The organism is Lederbergia sp. NSJ-179, from assembly GCF_022867885.1.
In the GTDB taxonomy this organism is placed as follows: domain Bacteria; phylum Bacillota; class Bacilli; order Bacillales; family Bacillaceae_C; genus Lederbergia.
This window is the reverse complement of record NZ_JALIFP010000004.1, coordinates 91691-109336: the sequence shown is the minus strand read 5'-3', so window position 1 is coordinate 109336 and position 17646 is coordinate 91691. Positions and strand designations below refer to the sequence as shown.

The following is a 17646-nucleotide window of genomic DNA, read 5'->3' as shown; positions in this document are numbered from 1 at the left end:
TCTACATAATTCTGTACTATTGGCTCCGCCATTCTTCCAATGCCTCCTTTGTTTTGAAGTAACGTGCACTGCCATTATACCGATGGGCCTTCGAAGCTAACAATCGCTTAATCTTCCAATTCATGCACATTTATCCTATTTTTATTAAAAAATTAGAATTGTGCATTGGGTGAAAGATCTGTTCATTCGTAAGATAAGAAAATGGGAATAAAAGTTATGTAAAAAAACAAAATAGGAATAAGGATGATCGATACCTTGTCCCTATTTCTAAAACGCTTGCGAACGCTGACTTCCTATCTAATTTTTTTATACCCTGCAAGCAACTCATTCCAATATCTCAATAATTTAACCACTGTTCGTGATATTCAAGAATTTTATCTCTTTTGAAAATATCTATTGTAGAAATATCCCATTCGTTTTCAAAAGGAACATGAATGGAACAAACTTCTAATATGGGGAGCCATGAACGCCTTATGTCGACCGTATTTCGGGGATTGCATGAATTTGGGGTATCATGAACGATTTATAACGACCTTTTCCCTATTTTGCTGAAGTGTTCAGTCACCATAAGAAGTTCTCTTATTATTTTTATTCCTCATCTCCAATAATGCTCGCCTTCTGTATGCTAAAATATAGAAAGTAAAATTGATAGGAGCATTGGAGCGGAGAAATATGAATCAGCAGAAAAAATATTGGAATGAACGATTTAAAGTTGGTGACATTTGGGGCAATGATCCTTGTCCATCTGCCATTATGTCTATTCGTCACCTTGAAGAAAGTAATGTCACGAATATTTTTGTACCTGGATGTGGTTATGGTAGAAATAGTCTATATTTTGCTCAGAAGGGTTTTGAAGTTATAGCTACTGATATTTCTAATGTGGCAATCGATCATGCCAAATATAAAGCAAAAAGATTTAAAGAAGATAAATTAAAATATTTTTCAAATGATTTATTCGAACCGTTTTTACCACATGAACAAAAATTTGACGCCATCTATCTTTCTAACGTGATTCATTTATTTCTTGAAAGAGAAAGAAAAGAGCTTTTAAACAAAATGAGCTCATTATTAAAACCGAATGGTCTATTGATTTTTACCTGTATTTCAACAACGGATACGAAGAACTTTGGTATAGGTAAGGAAGTAGAGCCAAATACCTTTGTTTATCACGGGAAAACATTACATTTCTATACATCAGATGAAATTCAGGAAATTCTTTGTCCAACCTATCAAATTCAAGAACAAAAACTACATATTCAAACTGAGACCGATCCTGATGGTCATCAGGAAAATTTAATACTAAGGTTTATTGTAGCAAAGAAACTATAGTTTCTTTTGTATGAATAACTGAAGGGCATGAAGGCCAGCGTGCGGGTTCATGGTAGGATGTTTTTATTCGACAAAAAGGAACAATAATAATGTAGTACCAAGAGCAAACACTTCGCTGTTACCCTTTTCATCTCGGTTCGCTATTTCGGGCGCGGCCAACCAATCCGCCGTTACCCCTTTCGACGCGGATTCCAATTTCGGGCACAGCCAACCAATCCGCTGTTACCTCTTTCGACGCGGATCGCCATTTCGGGCACAGCCAACCGCTCCGCTGTTACCTCTTTCGCCTCGGATTCCAATTTCGGGCACAGCCAACCGCTTCGCTGTTACCCTTTTCATCTCGGTTCGCTATTCCGGGCACAGCCAACCGCTCCGCTGTTACCCCTTTCGACGCGGTTCGCGATTTCGGGCACAGCCAACCAATCCGCTGTTACCTCTTTCGACGCGGTTCGCGATTTCGGGCACGCCCAACCAATCCGCTGTTACCTCTTTCGACGCGGTTCGCGATTTCGGGCACGCCCAACCAATCCGCTGTTACCTCTTTCGCCTCGGATTCCAATTTCGGGCACAGCCAACTACTTCGCCGTTACCGTTTTACAAACTCTATCCGGTTATGAAGACCACTTTTCCACTTACCATCATTTCGGGCCCATAAAACGCATTTATGTGACAGTTTTAACCAAAGTTTTTTTTCATCTTTAAGACCCTTTCTTGAGCTTGCCCCTAAGAATTGTGTAATGATCAATATGAAGGCTTTTTCACAAGCTGCAATACATAATAAAACACAAGAGAAAGTAAAGATTTCTTTACGATCCCTTGTGTTTTTATATCCAAGTGATGATTTGTTAATGGTCATCACTTATTTATTAATATTATAAAATGTCTTTGCACCCAAGTATTGTGCGGTTTCACCCAAGTTGTCTTCGATACGAAGCAATTGGTTGTATTTGGCCACACGGTCTGTACGAGAAGGGGCCCCTGTTTTGATTTGGCCAGCGTTCGTGGCTACAGCAATGTCTGCAATGGTGCTGTCTTCTGTTTCACCGGAACGGTGGGAAATGACCGCTGTGTAGCCGGCACGTTTTGCCATTTCGATCGCATCAAAGGTTTCGGTTAGTGTCCCGATCTGGTTTACTTTAACAAGGATGGAGTTCCCTACACCTTCTTCAATGCCACGCGCTAGTTTTTTTGTATTGGTTACGAAGAGATCGTCCCCAACAAGTTGGACGCTCTTACCGATCCGGTCTGTTAGCAATTTATGGCCTTCCCAGTCGTTTTCATCTAGGCCATCTTCAATGGATATGATTGGGTATTTCTGAACTAATTCTTCATACCAATCCACCATTTCTGCGGATGTCCGAACGATGCCTTCGCCCTTCAGATTATATTTACCATCTTCATAAATTTCGGAGGAAGCAACATCCATCGCTAATTTTACCTGCTCACCTGGTTTGTAGCCGGCTTTTTCAATAGCTTCCACGATAGTTTCTAGTGCTTCTTCATTGGATTTTAGGTTTGGCGCAAAACCACCCTCATCTCCAACAGCCGTATTATAACCTTTTTCTTTTAAAACAGATTTCAAATGATGGAAAATTTCCGCTCCCATGCGAAGGGCCTCTTTAAAATTAGGTGCACCCACAGGCATGATCATGAATTCTTGAATATCGACATTGTTATCGGCATGTTCGCCACCATTCAAGATATTCATCATTGGAACAGGGAGTTGTTTGGAATTAAAGCCGCCAAGGTATTCATATAATTCAAGTCCAAGGAAATCAGCGGCTGCACGTGCGGCTGCCATCGACACACCTAGAATCGCATTGGCCCCAAGCTTCCCTTTGTTTTCTGTTCCATCTAATTCAATCATCGTTTGGTCAATGCCTACTTGATCTGTCACATCAAAACCGATGATTTCATCTGCAATAATTTCATTCACGTTATGAACAGCTTTTTCAACACCTTTACCTAGGTAACGGTCTTTGTCTCCATCACGAAGTTCAACAGCTTCATATTCACCTGTAGAAGCGCCACTTGGAACTAATGCTCGTCCAAAAGCACCAGATTCAGTGTAAACTTCCACTTCAACTGTTGGGTTACCGCGAGAATCAAGTACTTCGCGTGCATAAACATGTGTAATAAATGGCATAACGATCTCTCCTTGAGAAAAATTTTTAGTATAACTGTTTTATCCTCTATCAATTAATGAATTTCCCGTCATTTCTTCCGGTTTTTCAATCCCTAAAAGATCTAACATGGTTGGGGCCAAATCGGCTAGAATGCCTCCATCTTTTACGGTAATTCCTTCTTCCGTCACAATAATCGGTACAGGATTCGTTGTATGGGCAGTCATTGGCTTGCCTTCAAGTGTAACCACTTCATCAGAATTCCCATGATCTGCCGTAATAATGGCTTTTCCGCCTTTTTCTATAATCAAGTCAACGATTTTACCCAGACATTCATCCACTGCTTCAATGGCTTTTACAGTAGGTTCCAACATGCCAGAATGCCCGACCATATCAGGATTGGCAAAGTTTAAAATGATCGCATCAAATTTATCCGCCTTGATCGCTTCTAGTAAAGCATCTGTCACCTCATAGGCACTCATTTCAGGCTGTAAATCATAGGTCGCCACTTTCGGTGAGTTTATTAGAATTCGCTCTTCACCAGGGAACTTTTCTTCCCTGCCGCCACTCATAAAGAATGTGACATGTGGATATTTTTCGGTTTCAGCAATACGTAGTTGTGTGAAACCATGGTCTGCAATCACTTCTCCAATGGTTTGATCCAAATTAACGGATTTAAAAGCAACATAGCCTTTGACCGTTTCGGAAAAATGAGTCATACAAACAAAGTCTAAATTTTTGGGGCGATCTTCCCCCCGATCAAATCCAGAAAATTCATTATTTGTAAAAACATTGGAGATTTGAATCGCACGATCCGGACGGAAATTATAGAAAATAACCGAATCCTCATCATCGATTGTTGCCACAGGCTTTCCATCTGCATCTATCATAACCGATGGAATAACAAACTCATCAAAGATTCCATGATCATAAGCATCCTCCAGCATTTCTATCGGATTCTTATAAACAGGTCCGTCTCCGTAAGCCATCGCCCGATAAGCTTTCTCCACACGATCCCAACGCTTGTCCCGATCCATGGAATAAAAGCGACCGGAAATCGTAGCAAACTTCCCGACCCCGTATTCTTCCATTTTCGCCTGGGTTTCTTTTATATATTTCTCGGCTGTTTTCGGTCCTACATCACGTCCGTCCAAAATTCCATGAACATAGACTTCTTCTACCCCTTCATCAGCCGCCAGCTTCAACAAAGCGAATAGATGATTGATATGGCTATGAACACCACCATCAGAAAGAAGTCCCATTAAATGTAGCTTTTTACCCTTTTTCTTCACATGATCAATTGCTTGCTGGAAGGTATCGTTTTTAAAAAATTCGCCATTGCGAATGGCAACATTGACACGGGTTAAACTTTGATAAACGATTCTTCCAGCACCAATATTTAAATGACCGACTTCAGAATTCCCCATTTGACCTTCAGGTAATCCAACTGCCTCCCCACAGGCCGTTAATTGATTATGAGGAAAAGAATTCCAATAACGATCGAAATTTGGTTTTTTTGCCTGTTTCACTGCGTTCCCTTTTTCTTCCTCACGTATACCAAATCCATCAAGAATGATCAGTGCTACGGGTGCCGTTTTACTCATTTGCTGCCGCCTCCAATAATTGAAGGAATGATGCTACTTCAAGGCTTGCACCGCCTACAAGTGCTCCGTCAATATCTGCTTGATTCATATATTCTTTAATATTACCTGGTTTGACACTGCCGCCATATTGAATTCTGAGCGCTTCTGCTGCGTCCGCAGAAACGTTATCTTTTACCACTTGGCGGATATGGGCACAAACCTCATTCGCGTCTTCAGCTGTCGATGATTTCCCTGTACCAATCGCCCAAATCGGTTCATAAGCGATAATCGTTTGCTTCACTTGATCTTCTGACAATCCGTGTAAGGCTTTGACCACTTGTCCTTCAACAAGCTGTTTGGTTTCATTATTTTCTCTTTGTTCCAATGTTTCACCCACACAAATGATTGGGATCAAACCATGTTTAAAAGCTGCAAGTACCTTTTTATTTACACCTTCATCTGTTTCATTAAACATCTCTCTACGCTCAGAATGACCAAGGATGACATAGGTAACACCAATATCCTTTAAGGCAACAGGACTAATTTCCCCTGTAAAAGCACCACTTTCCTCAAAGTGCATATTTTGTGCTCCTATTTTTACATCTGTTCCTTTGACAGCTTCTACTAATTGACCTAAGAATAGAGCCGGAGCACAAATTACCGCATCCGCTTGATCAGTAGCAGGCACCTGCCCTTTCACCTGATGAGAAAAATCCACAGCTTCCTGAAGTGTTTTATTCATTTTCCAATTTCCTGCTATAATCGGTTTCCGCAATTCAACCACCCTTTCATGTCTAAATGAGCGTACCAGACAAGTTGTCTCTAGTGCTCTTTAAGTGCGTGTTCAAAAAGGAGGATAAAAAGGACCAAGAAGTTCGAGGCGGCGCAGTTTCGAGCAGCGGAATGTATGCTTTTAAATACATGAGCACAAGGAAAGCTTCCCTGAATCCGCATCGCACGAAGGAAAAGTGGTTTTCTTTTCCGAGGAGCGGAGAAACAAGCCAACGAAGAAATTCGCAGTGTCATTTTTACCGGACTTTTTGAACATCCTCTTTAAAAGATTCTAGCATAGATTCAAAAAAGAATTGGTCGCTTGTACCAAATCCCTTCCTCTTGAATCTTACTATTTATCATTAAGGGCTGCAACGCCTGGCAATACTTTTCCTTCCATAAACTCAAGGGAAGCTCCGCCACCGGTCGAAATATGGCTCATCCGATCAGCAAAGCCAAATTTTTCCACCGCCGCTGCTGAATCTCCGCCACCAATAACAGAATATGTATCTGTGGCTTCTGCAAGTGCCTCCGCTACGCTCTTTGTACCGCCAGCAAATGCATCCATTTCAAAAACGCCCATTGGTCCATTCCAAATCACCAATTTCGATTCTTGAATCACATGTTGATAAGTTTCCCTTGTTTTCGGACCAATATCCAAGGCTTCCCAATCCGCTGGAATTTCTTTAATAGAGACTACTTTTTTTTTGGCTTCTTCGGAAAAATCGTCCGCTACAACTGCATCTTCAGGCATATAAAAGTGAACACCTTTTTCCTTCGCTTTTTCCATAAATTGACGGGCAAGATCGAGTTTATCTTCTTCTAGAAGCGATTTACCCACTTCATAGCCTTGTGCTTTCACAAAGGTATAAGCAAGTCCACCACCAATAATCAGATTATCCACTTTATCTAGAAGATGATCGATGACACCAATTTTATCTTTCACTTTCGCTCCACCGATAATCGCTGTAAAAGGACGTTCCGGATTGGACAATGCTTTCCCTAATACAGCAAGTTCTTTATCCATTAGAAAACCGGCTGCAGACGGTAAAAATTTCGCAATCCCTTCAGTGGAAGCATGGGCACGGTGAGCGGCACCAAATGCATCATTCACATAAACATCCGCTAATTCTGCAAATGCTTTTGCTAAATCGGGATCGTTTTTTTCTTCTCCAGGATAGAAGCGTACATTTTCAAGTAAAAGAATATCCCCCTCTTGAAGATGAGAAATCTGTTCCTTCACAGCTTCTCCATAAGCTTCATCCGCTTTCGCTACTTGTTTACCAAGCAATTCACTTAAACGCTTGGCAACTGGCGTAAGTCGTAACTCTTCCTTTACCTCTCCCTTAGGTCTGCCTAAATGGCTTGCTAGAATGACAATGGCCCCTTGGTCAGCTAAATATTGAATCGTTGGCAAAGCGGCACGAATCCGTGTGTCATCTGTCACTTTTCCTTCCGCCATCGGAACATTAAAATCGACTCGACAAAAAACCTTTTTCCCTTTTACATCGAGATCCTTGATTGACTTCTTTTCCATTTTGGACCCTCCTTTTTTCAAAAAAAGATAAAGTGAAACTTCATTCAGTGGGGGTTTTTTTCATCCCCCACTGATGGGTAGATCAAAGGCTAAATTCGCGACGTCCTGTCGCAACGCCTTTGTGACCAACATCCTGTTGGTCCGAACGAATCGGGGATTTGACTTTCAGTTGATCCCCCACTTGCAATTCTTGTTTTCCCTCGAATTCTCGAAGTGGGGGTCTTACTGCCAGTTAATTCGGGATAAAAAGGGGAAGGGGTCTAATGCCCGCTCCCCCAAACAAGGTGTTTCAATCATAAACATTTTTTTAATTTATAGGCCTTTTTTTGCAATATAAGCAGCAAGGTCAACAACGCGGTTAGAATAACCAATTTCGTTGTCATACCAAGAAAGGACTTTTACCATATTTCCTTCAATCACCATTGTCGATAGAGCATCAATAGTAGAGGAATGTGTATCACCGTTATAATCCTTTGATACAAGTGGCTCTTCTGTGTAAGCCATAATTCCTTTTAGTTCTCCTTCAGCCGCTGCCTTCAATGCTGCATTCACTTCTTCAGCTGTTACGTCTTTTTCAAGCTCTGCTACTAGGTCAACCACAGATACGTTTGGTGTAGGCACACGCATGGCCATACCGTTTAATTTTCCTTTTAATTCAGGAAGAACAAGCGCAACAGCTTTTGCGGCACCTGTGGAGGTTGGAATAATATTCTCAGCAGCCGCACGGGCACGACGATAATCTTTATGTGGAAGATCCAAGATTTGCTGATCATTTGTATAAGAGTGAACAGTTGTCATCATCCCACGGACAATACCAAATTTGTCATGAAGCACTTTGGCAAACGGTGCTAGACAGTTTGTTGTACAAGATGCATTTGAAAGAACATGATGATTGGCTGCATCATATTTATCTTCATTCACACCCATTACAATCGTAAGGTCTTCTCCATTCGCCGGGGCGGAAATGATCACTTTTTTAGCACCCGCTTCTAGATGTTTCGCTGCATCATCACGTTTTGTAAAGCGGCCTGTTGATTCCACAACAATATCAACGCCTAGATCCCCCCAACCTAATTGGGCAGGATCACGCTCAGCAAGAACTTTGACACGATGATCGCCAACAACAATTGTGTCACCATCCACGGTTACATTTTCAGCTAATTTTCCATGGACACTATCGTATTGCAAGAGATGGGCCAACATATTGGCATCTGTTAAGTCATTTACGGCTACAACCTCTACTTCTGGATTATCAAGTGCAGCACGAAAAACATTTCTTCCGATACGTCCGAAACCATTAATCCCAACTTTTACTGACATATCAAACATCCTCCTTTAAATGGGTAATATAATGAAAATTTATCTTTAAAAGAAATATCTATTTAAGAGGTTGTTCAAAAAGTCCGGTAAAAATGACACTGCGAATTTCTTCGTTGGCTTGCTTTTCCGCTGCTCACGTATTAGGATAAGGATCTTCCGCTAAAACCGCCCACGTCCTGTGGGCAACGCGGAAGTCAGTACATCCTGTACAAGTCCGCTGCTCAAAGCTGCGCCGCCTCGAACTTCTTGGTCCTTATTATCCTCCTTTTTGAACACGCACTTTAAGATACTTCTTTTAAAATCGACTTTGCGGCCCCTTCATCCGTAATTAAAATAGTAGATTTTGGAGCACTTTTAAAATAAGATTCAATCGCTTTGGCTTTTGATTTTCCACCGGCTGCCGCGATCACATGTGATTTATCGTAAAGATCAGAGATTCGTAAGCCAATGGTGGGTACTTTATGTACTATTTCCCCTTTTTCATTAAAATAATAGCCAAAAGCTTCTCCAACTGCATTTTCTCCTATTATTTTTTTCATGGCGTTTTGACTGGTTCCTCTTCTTTTCGCCATTGTAATGGCATCACCAATACCATGAACAACAATATCGGCCGATTTTATTTTCGTGACGACCTCCATAATGGCGGGTTCTTTAAGAAGAGACTCCTGTACTTCTTGGCTAACTTGGTCTGGAACATATAATACACGGTGCTGCCCATTTGTCTTTTCTGCCATTGTGGCACAGATTACGTTGGCTTGATTTTTTAGCTCTTCACCAAGACCACCTCGCGCCGGAACAAACAGCAACTGTTTTCCTTGCCCCATCTCTGCTGTGAGCATTTCTGCGGTACACGCCATTGTGGTTCCACCTGTTACCGCAATGATTTGAGCATTTTTCAGACAGCGATTTAGCACCTCTGCACAAGCTTTCCCTAATTCTTCTTTTACAATCAAGGAATCATCACTATCACCAGGTACGATCACAGCTTCCTTGATCCCTAGCTTATTTTTTAAATCTTGTTCAACCTGACTGATGCCTGTTAATTCCCTTATCATGTCATCTAACCCTAACAGCAATTTTTTTCCTTTTGCTGTGATGGTCATGCCAGTCGTATTAATTTGAATTAACTGGGCAGACTTTAGAAACTCAGCCTCACTTCTCAATATCCTTTCGGTTGTCCCTAACATCTGGGCAAGCGTGCGCCGCCCAACAGGTTCTGTTAGACTGATGGAGCGAAGGATCTGATAACGATTCTGCATAACAGAAAGCATCTCTGGCACGAGTTTAGATTGAAGCTTTAAGAGATTGTGCATGTTTTTGCTCCTTTACCAGAAGGTCGCCAATTGTCCCACAAAGACATATTACGTCCCAATCTTAATACAAAAATAGGATTAGCAGTAATTTTATTGTAGCATTGTGTCGGTTGTGAATCAATTTTAACGACGGACCCTTTTTGTCCCACTTGGATATATAAAGACCCAACAACCACATTTTTATTTTACCACTCCCCTAAACCTATAGCAATTCAAATTTTATTTTTTCTTCCAATTGAAGTAAATCGATTGACCCATATTGGAGTATTTCTCCATCCATTTCGATAACAGGAATCATTAACCCATATTTTTCTGTCCATTCCTCATTTGTATCTATATCCCTTTCAATTATATGTATGGGATATTCGTGTTGTAGTAAAAGTAGAATATTTTTCGCATCCAGACAAAGTCCGCATTGCTTTCTTGTGTAAAAAATAATGTCCATGATTGATTCATCTTCCTTATTGTTACATTTATTTAATACCTGTATACCAATGGAGGTCTGCTGAACGCAGGTCACAAAGGCGTGGCGACTGTTGTCGCGTATTAGCCTTTGATCCTTAGCGTTTATCGTTTCTGATAATTATATATTTTCTATTGTGCCTTCTTCAATGCGGCAATTTCTTTATCGATCGCCTTTACCTGTTCTTCCTTTTTCTTTTTATCTAATTTTTTATTCGCTTCAGTCGCCTTTTTCTCCTCCGTCTTAATGGATATTTGTAAAGGAATATCTTTTGTTTCCTTAGCCAATTTCATCGCATCTGCCAATTTCTTCAAATGATAATAACTATTAGCTGCTAAGGTTTTTGCCCGCGGTTGATCTTTTAATGACTCATTATAAAGATTAATGACTTGCTCGTATTCTTTTTTTAGCCATGCCTGTTCGATTTTCACATTCGCTGATTCAGATTGAAGGGAAGCAAGAACTTTATTTGCTTCTTCTGATTTTAAGGCCGCAAGTTTTTCGGCAACGGTTGGATGCGATTCCGAATCAAGTTCGGCTGCCTTTTTCAAGCTTGCTGGTGTATTTTGCTTTATATAATAGTTCGTAACTACTTTCAATTCATCTGGGGATAATTGATTTTTGTCTTTGAAATATTTCATCGCCTCGTCTACCTCGCCGATAGCTAAATGCTGATAGGCTGATAACAACTTGGACTGCTCTGCATAAGCCTGTTTCGATTCTTCCAATTCCTTTTTTAACGTAAGCTTATTTTGATGATTGGACATGAGTGCATGCTCATAAGGCTTTACCTTCATATATTGAATAATGGTCGCACCCATTAGCAAACCAATGATTAAAAACCCTAAAGCGACAAACCATTTCCGTTTATAAAAGACTTCCGTACGTTGCTTTTTGTTGCCCTGTGATTCCAGGTTTTTTGACTTTTCCTGATTGGTTGACAACGGGGATGTCCGTTTTCCCTGTTGATTTTTTGACTTACTCTGCCCTGAATGATTCGTTCGTGCGTGAATTTGTTTTTCCCGAGGCTCATCTCCCTCGACGGATAACACCTGATCAATTTCCGCTAATGACTTAGCCTTTCCAATCTCTTCAATCCATGGTTGATCAATCGGAATATTGGGTAATGTTTTATTGATTAACTCATTAAACGAGATACCGGTAAAAATGGACAAAATCAAGCATTTTATTCTAAAGACAAATTCCTTCCCATCCTCTTGCTCCGGCGGCAAAACAGAACGAATTCCGCGATAGACAAATTTCACTTCGCCAGCCTGGTTACAATAAATATTATTAGGATCTAGATAGGTTGTAAATTGTGTCCCTTGAATTCTTTGTATTTTTATAATATTTTTGGAGATTCTTTTTTGTAAAGCTAGATTGGCATCTTTATATACATGAAGTTTTTTAAAACCTTCTGGCAACGGATAATATAAATAAATGTGCTCTCCTCTAATTTCTTGGCGCTCACAGTCGAAAAACAACGGATCCTTTTTCGATAGTTCACTTAACTGTTCTTCTTCTTGTGCCTTCGTAAATGTTAAAGGAATTTCAATGATAATCTCCTCATCATTTTCCTTTAAAACACCATAAGGTAAATCGACCCTATCTGTCATCACCTTACCTCCCACTCTATCATTTTATCTATACTTACAGTTGATCAAGGATGATATAAACGATTACTCCTATAAAAACAAGAATTGAAACGACATAATGAATTCGTACATTTATTTTACGAAAAGGTGCTTTAGCAGTTTTCGCAATCTCCTCTTGTGCCATCATTAAATATTGCTTGACTTCCTCAGCAGATTGAATTCGTTTCTCTGGTGATTTTTCCACTAATAGTTGCACACATTTTCTTAGCTTTCTTGAGATAGACTTTCGATAAACTTGGACAGGCTCTTGTGTAATATAAACATACTTACCACCAGTCAATAAATAATATAATAAAGCACCTAATGAGAATAGATCTGTTCTTGTATCAGATTGTTTTCTTTCAAACTGCTCCGGCGCCGCAAAACCGACTGTGCCAATTTGCAGTGTATCCTTCACTTGATCGTGAACAAATCTGCGTGCAATCCCAAAATCAATCAACTTGATCTGTCCATCACCTGCAATCATAATATTAGCTGGCTTTAGATCACGATAAACAACCGGTGCTGGATGTAATGTGTGTAAATAATGCAACACATCGCAAATTTGGATCCCAATTTCAATAATGGTTGATTGGTCTAAATATTTTTGATTATGTTCGAAGATTTCGTAAAGTGACTTACCATTCACATATTCCATGACAAGAAAGAAATACTGGCTATCACTGGAGGAAAAGAAATCAGCAATCTGTGGCAAGGATGGATGATCCAACTCACTGAGAATTTTTGCCTCTGAAAATAATCGTTTTGAAATTTTATTTTCCATATCAGCTACTTTAATCGCCCATAACTGCTTTTCATTTGCCAATTCCTTCGCTAAATAGACGACAGACATCCCACCAGAACCTATTTCATGAACAATTTCATATTTTCCCCTTACAATATCGCCACTTTCCAAACGAATATTATGCCTGGCCATATTTTATACGCCTCACCGTTTTTTTTTAAACAGGGATAAAAGCTTGCCCTTTTCCCGCTCTTTCGCTTGTAAATCCTCTTTCATAATATTCCTTAATAAAATGACCGTAATATTATCTCGAGTTCCAGAATACTTAGCGAGTTTGACTAAATACTCCGATAATGTTTGCAAATTCCTATTTTCCTTCTCTAACCCGAGAATGGTTTCTGTAATTTCCTCATTAGAGAACATAGAATAAAAACCATCACTACATAATAAAAATAAATCGCTTGATTGGTAAAAACCCATTTGTACCGAAGGTTGGACACCATTTTCAATCCCTAAACATTGCGTGAGGACATTACGCTTTCGATGTTTCCTTGCTTCTTCGATGGTCAGATTCCCTCTCTTAATTTGTTGCTCAACCCATGAGTGGTCCTCTGTTAATTGCACCATTTCCACATCCATCTCTAGTGCTTCTGTATGCTGTTCATGTAAAAAATCCAACCCTTTTTCTAGCTCCTTCGCCCGAAAAAAGTTTTGAAAACCAATTTGGCCGCCTTTTATTTGATAAATTCGACTATCGCCAACATGGCAGATGGCATAACGGCCTTTATATAAAAATAAAACAGAAAGGGTTGTACCAACTTTGCGGTCCATTTGTACTAATCTTTCATTTGCCCGAACGAAAATTCGATTCATATCTTTAATAATTCTTTGCAAGCAATCCTTTTTCTTCAAAAGCTTTCTTATACTTTTCTCCCACCACTGATCTAGCATACTGATGACTATTCGGCTGGCCATATCACCTGCTTTATAGCCTCCCATACCATCTGCAATGGCGACAAGCATTAATTCATGTCCTTCTAGATCTTCAATGAGTTTCATATAATAGGAATCTTCATTTCGCTTTTTAATCGGACCTGTGTCAGTCGAGATGCCTATTTGCCAATTTTGCTTAGAAGTCATCGATCTTTACTCCCACTTGAAATGATATTCGACTTTACCTATAGAGAGAATGTCCTCGTGATTTAGGGCATAAATTTTATAAGGGACGAGTGACTCTCCATTTAACTTCGTACCATTTCTTGAACCTAAATCTTTCACACCATAATGATCATCCATTTTGACTATTTCTAGATGCACCCTAGAAACGCCAACACTTTCCTCTACATATGTAACCGTTGATTCATTTCTGCCAATCGTGAAATGAGTCCCAGAAAGGGGAATGGTTTCTGTTATCCCATTGCGTTCAATTTCTAATAGAGCCTTCTGTTGTTGCTGCTCATAAGAATCACTGTTATCCTCTTCCTCTAATAAAACCGTATCATCATTATCCACTAAGAGATTCGTATCTAATGAAAATGAAGGTTGTGCTGGAAAATCTTCTACAGCCTTTTGGACAACGGTTGTCCCTCCATCGATAGCTTTTTCTTGAGGGTCAAATTTGCTTGCTGTTCCTTGAACAGGAGATTGCGACTTTGGCATTGCCGTCTCTTGAGACTGCCCATATGTGGTGGTATACCTTTGATTTTGTTGTGTTCCGTACACTGGCTGCTGCTGAGTTCCATAGGCCATTTGTTGTTGAAAAGGATTCCCATTCATCGACCCTTGAGCATCCCTTGCTGCCGCTGCTTCTTCCTCCCCTGAGTTGTCTACTAGCTGTTTCGGACGATATAGGATGAAGATCAGCATAACTGTAACTATTAAAACTGTTAAAATCCCACTCACAATAAGCATAATTTGATTCGGTATCGCTTCGAAGACCTTCCATACAATCACCAAGGATAATAAACCAAGCACAAAAATATAAACTTTTTGTCTTTGTGTAAGGTTTAATGTATCCAAAAAGTTTTGCTTTTTTTTCGTCTTGGACTTCTTTTTCGATTTCTTCTTCACGGATTCCGAAACGACTTGATTCGTCTGCACCTGAGCCTGCGTTTGCTGCTCTTGGCTATTCATTTGTTGTGGGTCATTAGAATGAATGGACGGATAGGGTTGTTGATTTCCCACAAACATTTGATCCTGATAAGGCTGTCCATAATTTCCTTGTTGTTGTGGATACGGACGTAATTGCTGTAATTCCAATAGTAATTCTTTTAAACCAACTAAGCTGAAAGCTGGATCAGCAATATATTGCTCAATATGCTTTTTCTCGCTACCTTGAAGACTCTCAACTTGATTGACAATACGGGCGATTAATTTCTTTAATTCTTCGAGCGTTGAAGCTTGTTTGTCAATCATTTTAATCGGTAAATATGTTAGAGATAGATCTCTAATTTCCTTTCCAATGTATATAAAATCCTCTTGTAAAATATAATGCTCTTCATTAAGCATATATAGTTTACTTTGCTCTAGTGTCGTAATGATTTGAATAAATAGCTGATAAAAATCAAATGAAGTGATACGATGATTTTTTAAGTAAGTCGTGATATTTCGCTTGGAGGTAATATCATAAAATAATCGAACCTGGAAATCCAATTCTTCTACAGATAAAGAAAGTAAATGAGGAATTTGATTCGATTCCATCATTCTTATATGTAAAGGAATTAATTGTTCCTCTGATAATTGTTCTCCTTGTTTTCTAAAAAATTTTAAATAATGGCCATTTTTACTATGAAAATCGTATTCGATTCCGTAAATCTCTTGCATTTGCTTTCCTCCTAGAATAATTCTTTTTATGATCCAGCCATTCCCTCTAACGTCTTAAGCAAGAAAATAATAATAATACGTTGTGATCACCGCCGGAATGACCGCATACATAAATGGGAATCTTGTACTTCTTGTTACTTTATAATCCTCTAGCATTTGCAATTCCTTTGACAGGATCGTACTTACTAAAGTGAAAAAAGCATCCGTCAGTCTCCGCAAAAATGTTTTTGTGAATAATAAAATAACAATACCAATGAGTGCTGCATAAACAATAGAATACATCGTTAAATATAAGGTGATTTCTACTCCAACGATTGCACCAATCGCAGCGAATAGCTTTGCGTCCCCCGCTCCAATTGCTCGAAATATATATAAAAGAATAAAAATAATACCCGCTACTAATAAACCAACAACTGAAAATATTAATCCATCCATACCATTTGTGATAAGATGATAAAGAAGCCCAAATGTCATTCCAGACACTGTTAACCAATTTGGTAGTCGGTTATATTTCACATCAAAAAAAAAGGCGATGAGCAAAAAAACAAACAAAACATAATCATACATTTCTAGTGCCACAATTTAACCTCTCCTTATGCCCCGGACCAAAGCCTTTCATAAGCTTTCTTTCGTAGTTTGATCTTTTTATTTACAAAGGGAGCAGTAATCCCGACTTCATAGGTAGCAGTAACTCCAATATATGCACCCGGACGAAAGGAAGAAGGGGCATCTACCTCCACTGTTAATCGATCCTTATCAAAGAATCCATCTTCCATAGACTTATCAAAATTAGATCGGACCATTGGAGTTAATGCAGTACCTGCCACTGCATTGACATGATCCATTATATTAATCCCAAATTCGGATAATAAACGGCTGGCCAAATCTGTGACCTGATCTAAATTAACCGTATCCTTTGTATAGGTCTTTACTTTCTCATCTAATGCCGATCGTGCCGTATTCTCCAAAAGTGTAACAGGATAAACATGAGTAGCGATCATTTCGGTCGTATCATTCACCGCCGTTCTTAATGCCATGTCAACAACGGAAATTCGAATAATCGTCGCCAAAAATACAATGAATAATAAGAAGAATGGCATGACCATGGCAGCCTCCAAAGTTAAGCTTCCATCCTCTTTTTTGGCAAATCTTTGCATTTTCATGAACCATACCTCCTACTCTAGTAACACTTTGGTATATTACCTTACATTCCGATCAATCATTTATTCATATAAGCAACTAAGGCCTTATGTGCTTACATGAATAAATGATTGAGTTACAGTAAGGTGGAAATTTCCACCTTACTGTAATCGATTATTTTTCTACTTCATCACTTTGTATACTCCAAATTGCTTGGTTTTTCACGGCTCCGGAAGCAACTAATCCAATATCCATGAAAATATAATGTATATCAGATTCGCTAGCATCGAACACTGCCTGCCCTTCAATCTTTTTTCCTGGTTCTAATGTGCCTTCAATTCGATCAATACTCTTAAAGAATTCAGAATCATCTGGTGAACCTGATGTTTCTAACTCCTCAGCTAGTCGAAGGGAATCAATCACGTCCTCCGCCTTAATTGGACTTTCTCCAATATTTTTTACAGTAACCTCTGCGACTAAAAATTTGTCTAATAATGATGATTCACCATCTATTTCTGGTTTTTCTTTTATCGCTGAAATAGTAATTTCTGATTTACCGAGCGTATCTTCTATTTTTGCTGTATCACCAAGCTTTAAATCCTTTTGATCGTCAAAATCTCCAGCAGATGTATCTCCCTTTTTTTCATCATTGTCTCCAGAAGTTGGTTTCTCGACGGATTCATCGGTAGTGTCCTCTTCCTTATTATTACTTTTATCCGGTGGTTGTTGTTTTTCACTATTCTTTGCATCATCATTCGTCCCATTGTTAGATTCCTTGTCTGAAGAACAAGCTGTTACAATACCTAAGCTTAATAACGCGACTACAAACAAATATAATATACGTTTCATTTTTTTACCTCCATGA

At 39.4% G+C, this 17646-nt stretch carries 15 protein-coding genes; 1 reads left to right on the top strand and 14 read right to left on the bottom strand.

Features of this window, described 5'->3' with window-relative positions; translation table 11 throughout:
- Positions 1 to 672: 672 nt before the first annotated feature.
- Positions 673 to 1329 carry a class I SAM-dependent methyltransferase gene (locus MUB24_RS04815; protein ID WP_244701959.1) on the top strand — a complete coding sequence of 219 codons (657 nt, stop codon included), beginning with the start codon at positions 673 to 675 and terminating at the stop codon, positions 1327 to 1329.
- Between the two features lie 859 nt (positions 1330 to 2188).
- Here the strand turns inward: MUB24_RS04815 and eno are convergent.
- The 14 genes from eno to MUB24_RS04745 all read right to left on the bottom strand — a co-directional run bounded on the left by eno (position 2189) and on the right by MUB24_RS04745 (position 17630).
- Positions 2189 to 3475, bottom strand: a complete 1287-nt coding sequence (eno, locus tag MUB24_RS04810) for a phosphopyruvate hydratase (protein WP_244701957.1) — start codon at positions 3473 to 3475, stop codon at positions 2189 to 2191.
- Between the two features lie 39 nt (positions 3476 to 3514).
- Positions 3515 to 5056 carry a 2,3-bisphosphoglycerate-independent phosphoglycerate mutase gene (gene gpmI, locus MUB24_RS04805; RefSeq protein ID WP_244701955.1) on the bottom strand — a complete coding sequence of 514 codons (1542 nt, stop codon included), beginning with the start codon at positions 5054 to 5056 and terminating at the stop codon, positions 3515 to 3517.
- Positions 5049 to 5810, bottom strand: a complete 762-nt coding sequence (tpiA, locus tag MUB24_RS04800) for a triose-phosphate isomerase (RefSeq protein WP_244701953.1) — start codon at positions 5808 to 5810, stop codon at positions 5049 to 5051. The genes gpmI and tpiA overlap by 8 nt, the downstream gene beginning before the upstream one ends.
- A 348-nt stretch (positions 5811 to 6158) precedes the next feature.
- Positions 6159 to 7343 (bottom strand): phosphoglycerate kinase, encoded by a 1185-nt coding sequence (locus MUB24_RS04795; RefSeq protein WP_244701951.1) that lies wholly within the window; start codon positions 7341 to 7343, stop codon positions 6159 to 6161.
- A gap of 312 nt (positions 7344 to 7655) precedes the next feature.
- Positions 7656 to 8663, bottom strand: a complete 1008-nt coding sequence (gap, locus tag MUB24_RS04790) for a type I glyceraldehyde-3-phosphate dehydrogenase (protein WP_244701948.1) — start codon at positions 8661 to 8663, stop codon at positions 7656 to 7658.
- Positions 8664 to 8944: 281 nt separating this feature from the next.
- Entirely contained in the window at positions 8945 to 9976 is a 1032-nt protein-coding gene (locus tag MUB24_RS04785; protein WP_244701945.1) for a sugar-binding transcriptional regulator, read from the bottom strand.
- Positions 9977 to 10178: 202 nt separating this feature from the next.
- Entirely contained in the window at positions 10179 to 10421 is a 243-nt protein-coding gene (locus MUB24_RS04780; RefSeq protein WP_244701943.1) for a glutaredoxin family protein, read from the bottom strand.
- 149 nt (positions 10422 to 10570) lie between these two features.
- On the bottom strand, positions 10571 to 12055 hold the full coding sequence (locus MUB24_RS04775) for a type VII secretion protein EssB/YukC (protein WP_244701940.1): 1485 nt from the start codon (positions 12053 to 12055) through the stop codon (positions 10571 to 10573).
- 34 nt (positions 12056 to 12089) lie between these two features.
- Complete coding sequence (locus MUB24_RS04770) at positions 12090 to 13010, bottom strand: serine/threonine protein kinase (RefSeq protein ID WP_244701937.1); 921 nt, start codon at positions 13008 to 13010, stop codon at positions 12090 to 12092.
- 12 nt (positions 13011 to 13022) lie between these two features.
- The gene (locus MUB24_RS04765) at positions 13023 to 13958 is read right to left on the bottom strand and encodes a PP2C family protein-serine/threonine phosphatase (RefSeq protein ID WP_244701935.1); all 936 of its coding nucleotides are present in this window, start codon (positions 13956 to 13958) and stop codon (positions 13023 to 13025) included.
- 6 nt (positions 13959 to 13964) lie between these two features.
- The gene (locus MUB24_RS04760; protein ID WP_244701933.1) at positions 13965 to 15641 is read right to left on the bottom strand and encodes a DUF6382 domain-containing protein; all 1677 of its coding nucleotides are present in this window, start codon (positions 15639 to 15641) and stop codon (positions 13965 to 13967) included.
- A gap of 54 nt (positions 15642 to 15695) precedes the next feature.
- Positions 15696 to 16220, bottom strand: coding sequence for an A24 family peptidase (locus MUB24_RS04755; RefSeq protein WP_244701931.1), 525 nt, complete (start codon positions 16218 to 16220; stop codon positions 15696 to 15698).
- A 14-nt stretch (positions 16221 to 16234) separates the two neighbouring features.
- A complete protein-coding gene (locus MUB24_RS04750; RefSeq protein ID WP_244701929.1) occupies positions 16235 to 16804 on the bottom strand; it encodes a TadE/TadG family type IV pilus assembly protein in 570 nt (189 codons plus the stop codon).
- A gap of 151 nt (positions 16805 to 16955) precedes the next feature.
- Positions 16956 to 17630 carry a DUF4352 domain-containing protein gene (locus MUB24_RS04745; RefSeq protein ID WP_244701927.1) on the bottom strand — a complete coding sequence of 225 codons (675 nt, stop codon included), beginning with the start codon at positions 17628 to 17630 and terminating at the stop codon, positions 16956 to 16958.
- Positions 17631 to 17646: the final 16 nt, after the last annotated feature.

Excerpts from the sequence above, each read along its gene's own strand:
- MUB24_RS04760 (WP_244701933.1), bottom strand. The coding sequence starts at position 15,641 with ATGCAAGAGATTTACGGAATCGAATACGATTTTCATAGTAAAAATGGC.
- gap (WP_244701948.1), bottom strand. The coding sequence starts at position 8,663 with ATGTCAGTAAAAGTTGGGATTAATGGTTTCGGACGTATCGGAAGAAAT.
- eno (WP_244701957.1), bottom strand. The coding sequence starts at position 3,475 with ATGCCATTTATTACACATGTTTATGCACGCGAAGTACTTGATTCTCGC.
- MUB24_RS04765 (WP_244701935.1), bottom strand. The coding sequence starts at position 13,958 with ATGACTTCTAAGCAAAATTGGCAAATAGGCATCTCGACTGACACAGGT.
- MUB24_RS04745 (WP_244701927.1), bottom strand. The coding sequence starts at position 17,630 with ATGAAACGTATATTATATTTGTTTGTAGTCGCGTTATTAAGCTTAGGT.
- MUB24_RS04775 (WP_244701940.1), bottom strand. The coding sequence starts at position 12,055 with ATGACAGATAGGGTCGATTTACCTTATGGTGTTTTAAAGGAAAATGAT.
- MUB24_RS04815 (WP_244701959.1), top strand. The coding sequence starts at position 673 with ATGAATCAGCAGAAAAAATATTGGAATGAACGATTTAAAGTTGGTGAC.
- MUB24_RS04785 (WP_244701945.1), bottom strand. The coding sequence starts at position 9,976 with ATGCACAATCTCTTAAAGCTTCAATCTAAACTCGTGCCAGAGATGCTT.
- MUB24_RS04770 (WP_244701937.1), bottom strand. The coding sequence starts at position 13,010 with ATGGCCAGGCATAATATTCGTTTGGAAAGTGGCGATATTGTAAGGGGA.
- gpmI (WP_244701955.1), bottom strand. The coding sequence starts at position 5,056 with ATGAGTAAAACGGCACCCGTAGCACTGATCATTCTTGATGGATTTGGT.
- MUB24_RS04795 (WP_244701951.1), bottom strand. The coding sequence starts at position 7,343 with ATGGAAAAGAAGTCAATCAAGGATCTCGATGTAAAAGGGAAAAAGGTT.
- MUB24_RS04750 (WP_244701929.1), bottom strand. The coding sequence starts at position 16,804 with ATGAAAATGCAAAGATTTGCCAAAAAAGAGGATGGAAGCTTAACTTTG.
- MUB24_RS04780 (WP_244701943.1), bottom strand. The coding sequence starts at position 10,421 with ATGGACATTATTTTTTACACAAGAAAGCAATGCGGACTTTGTCTGGAT.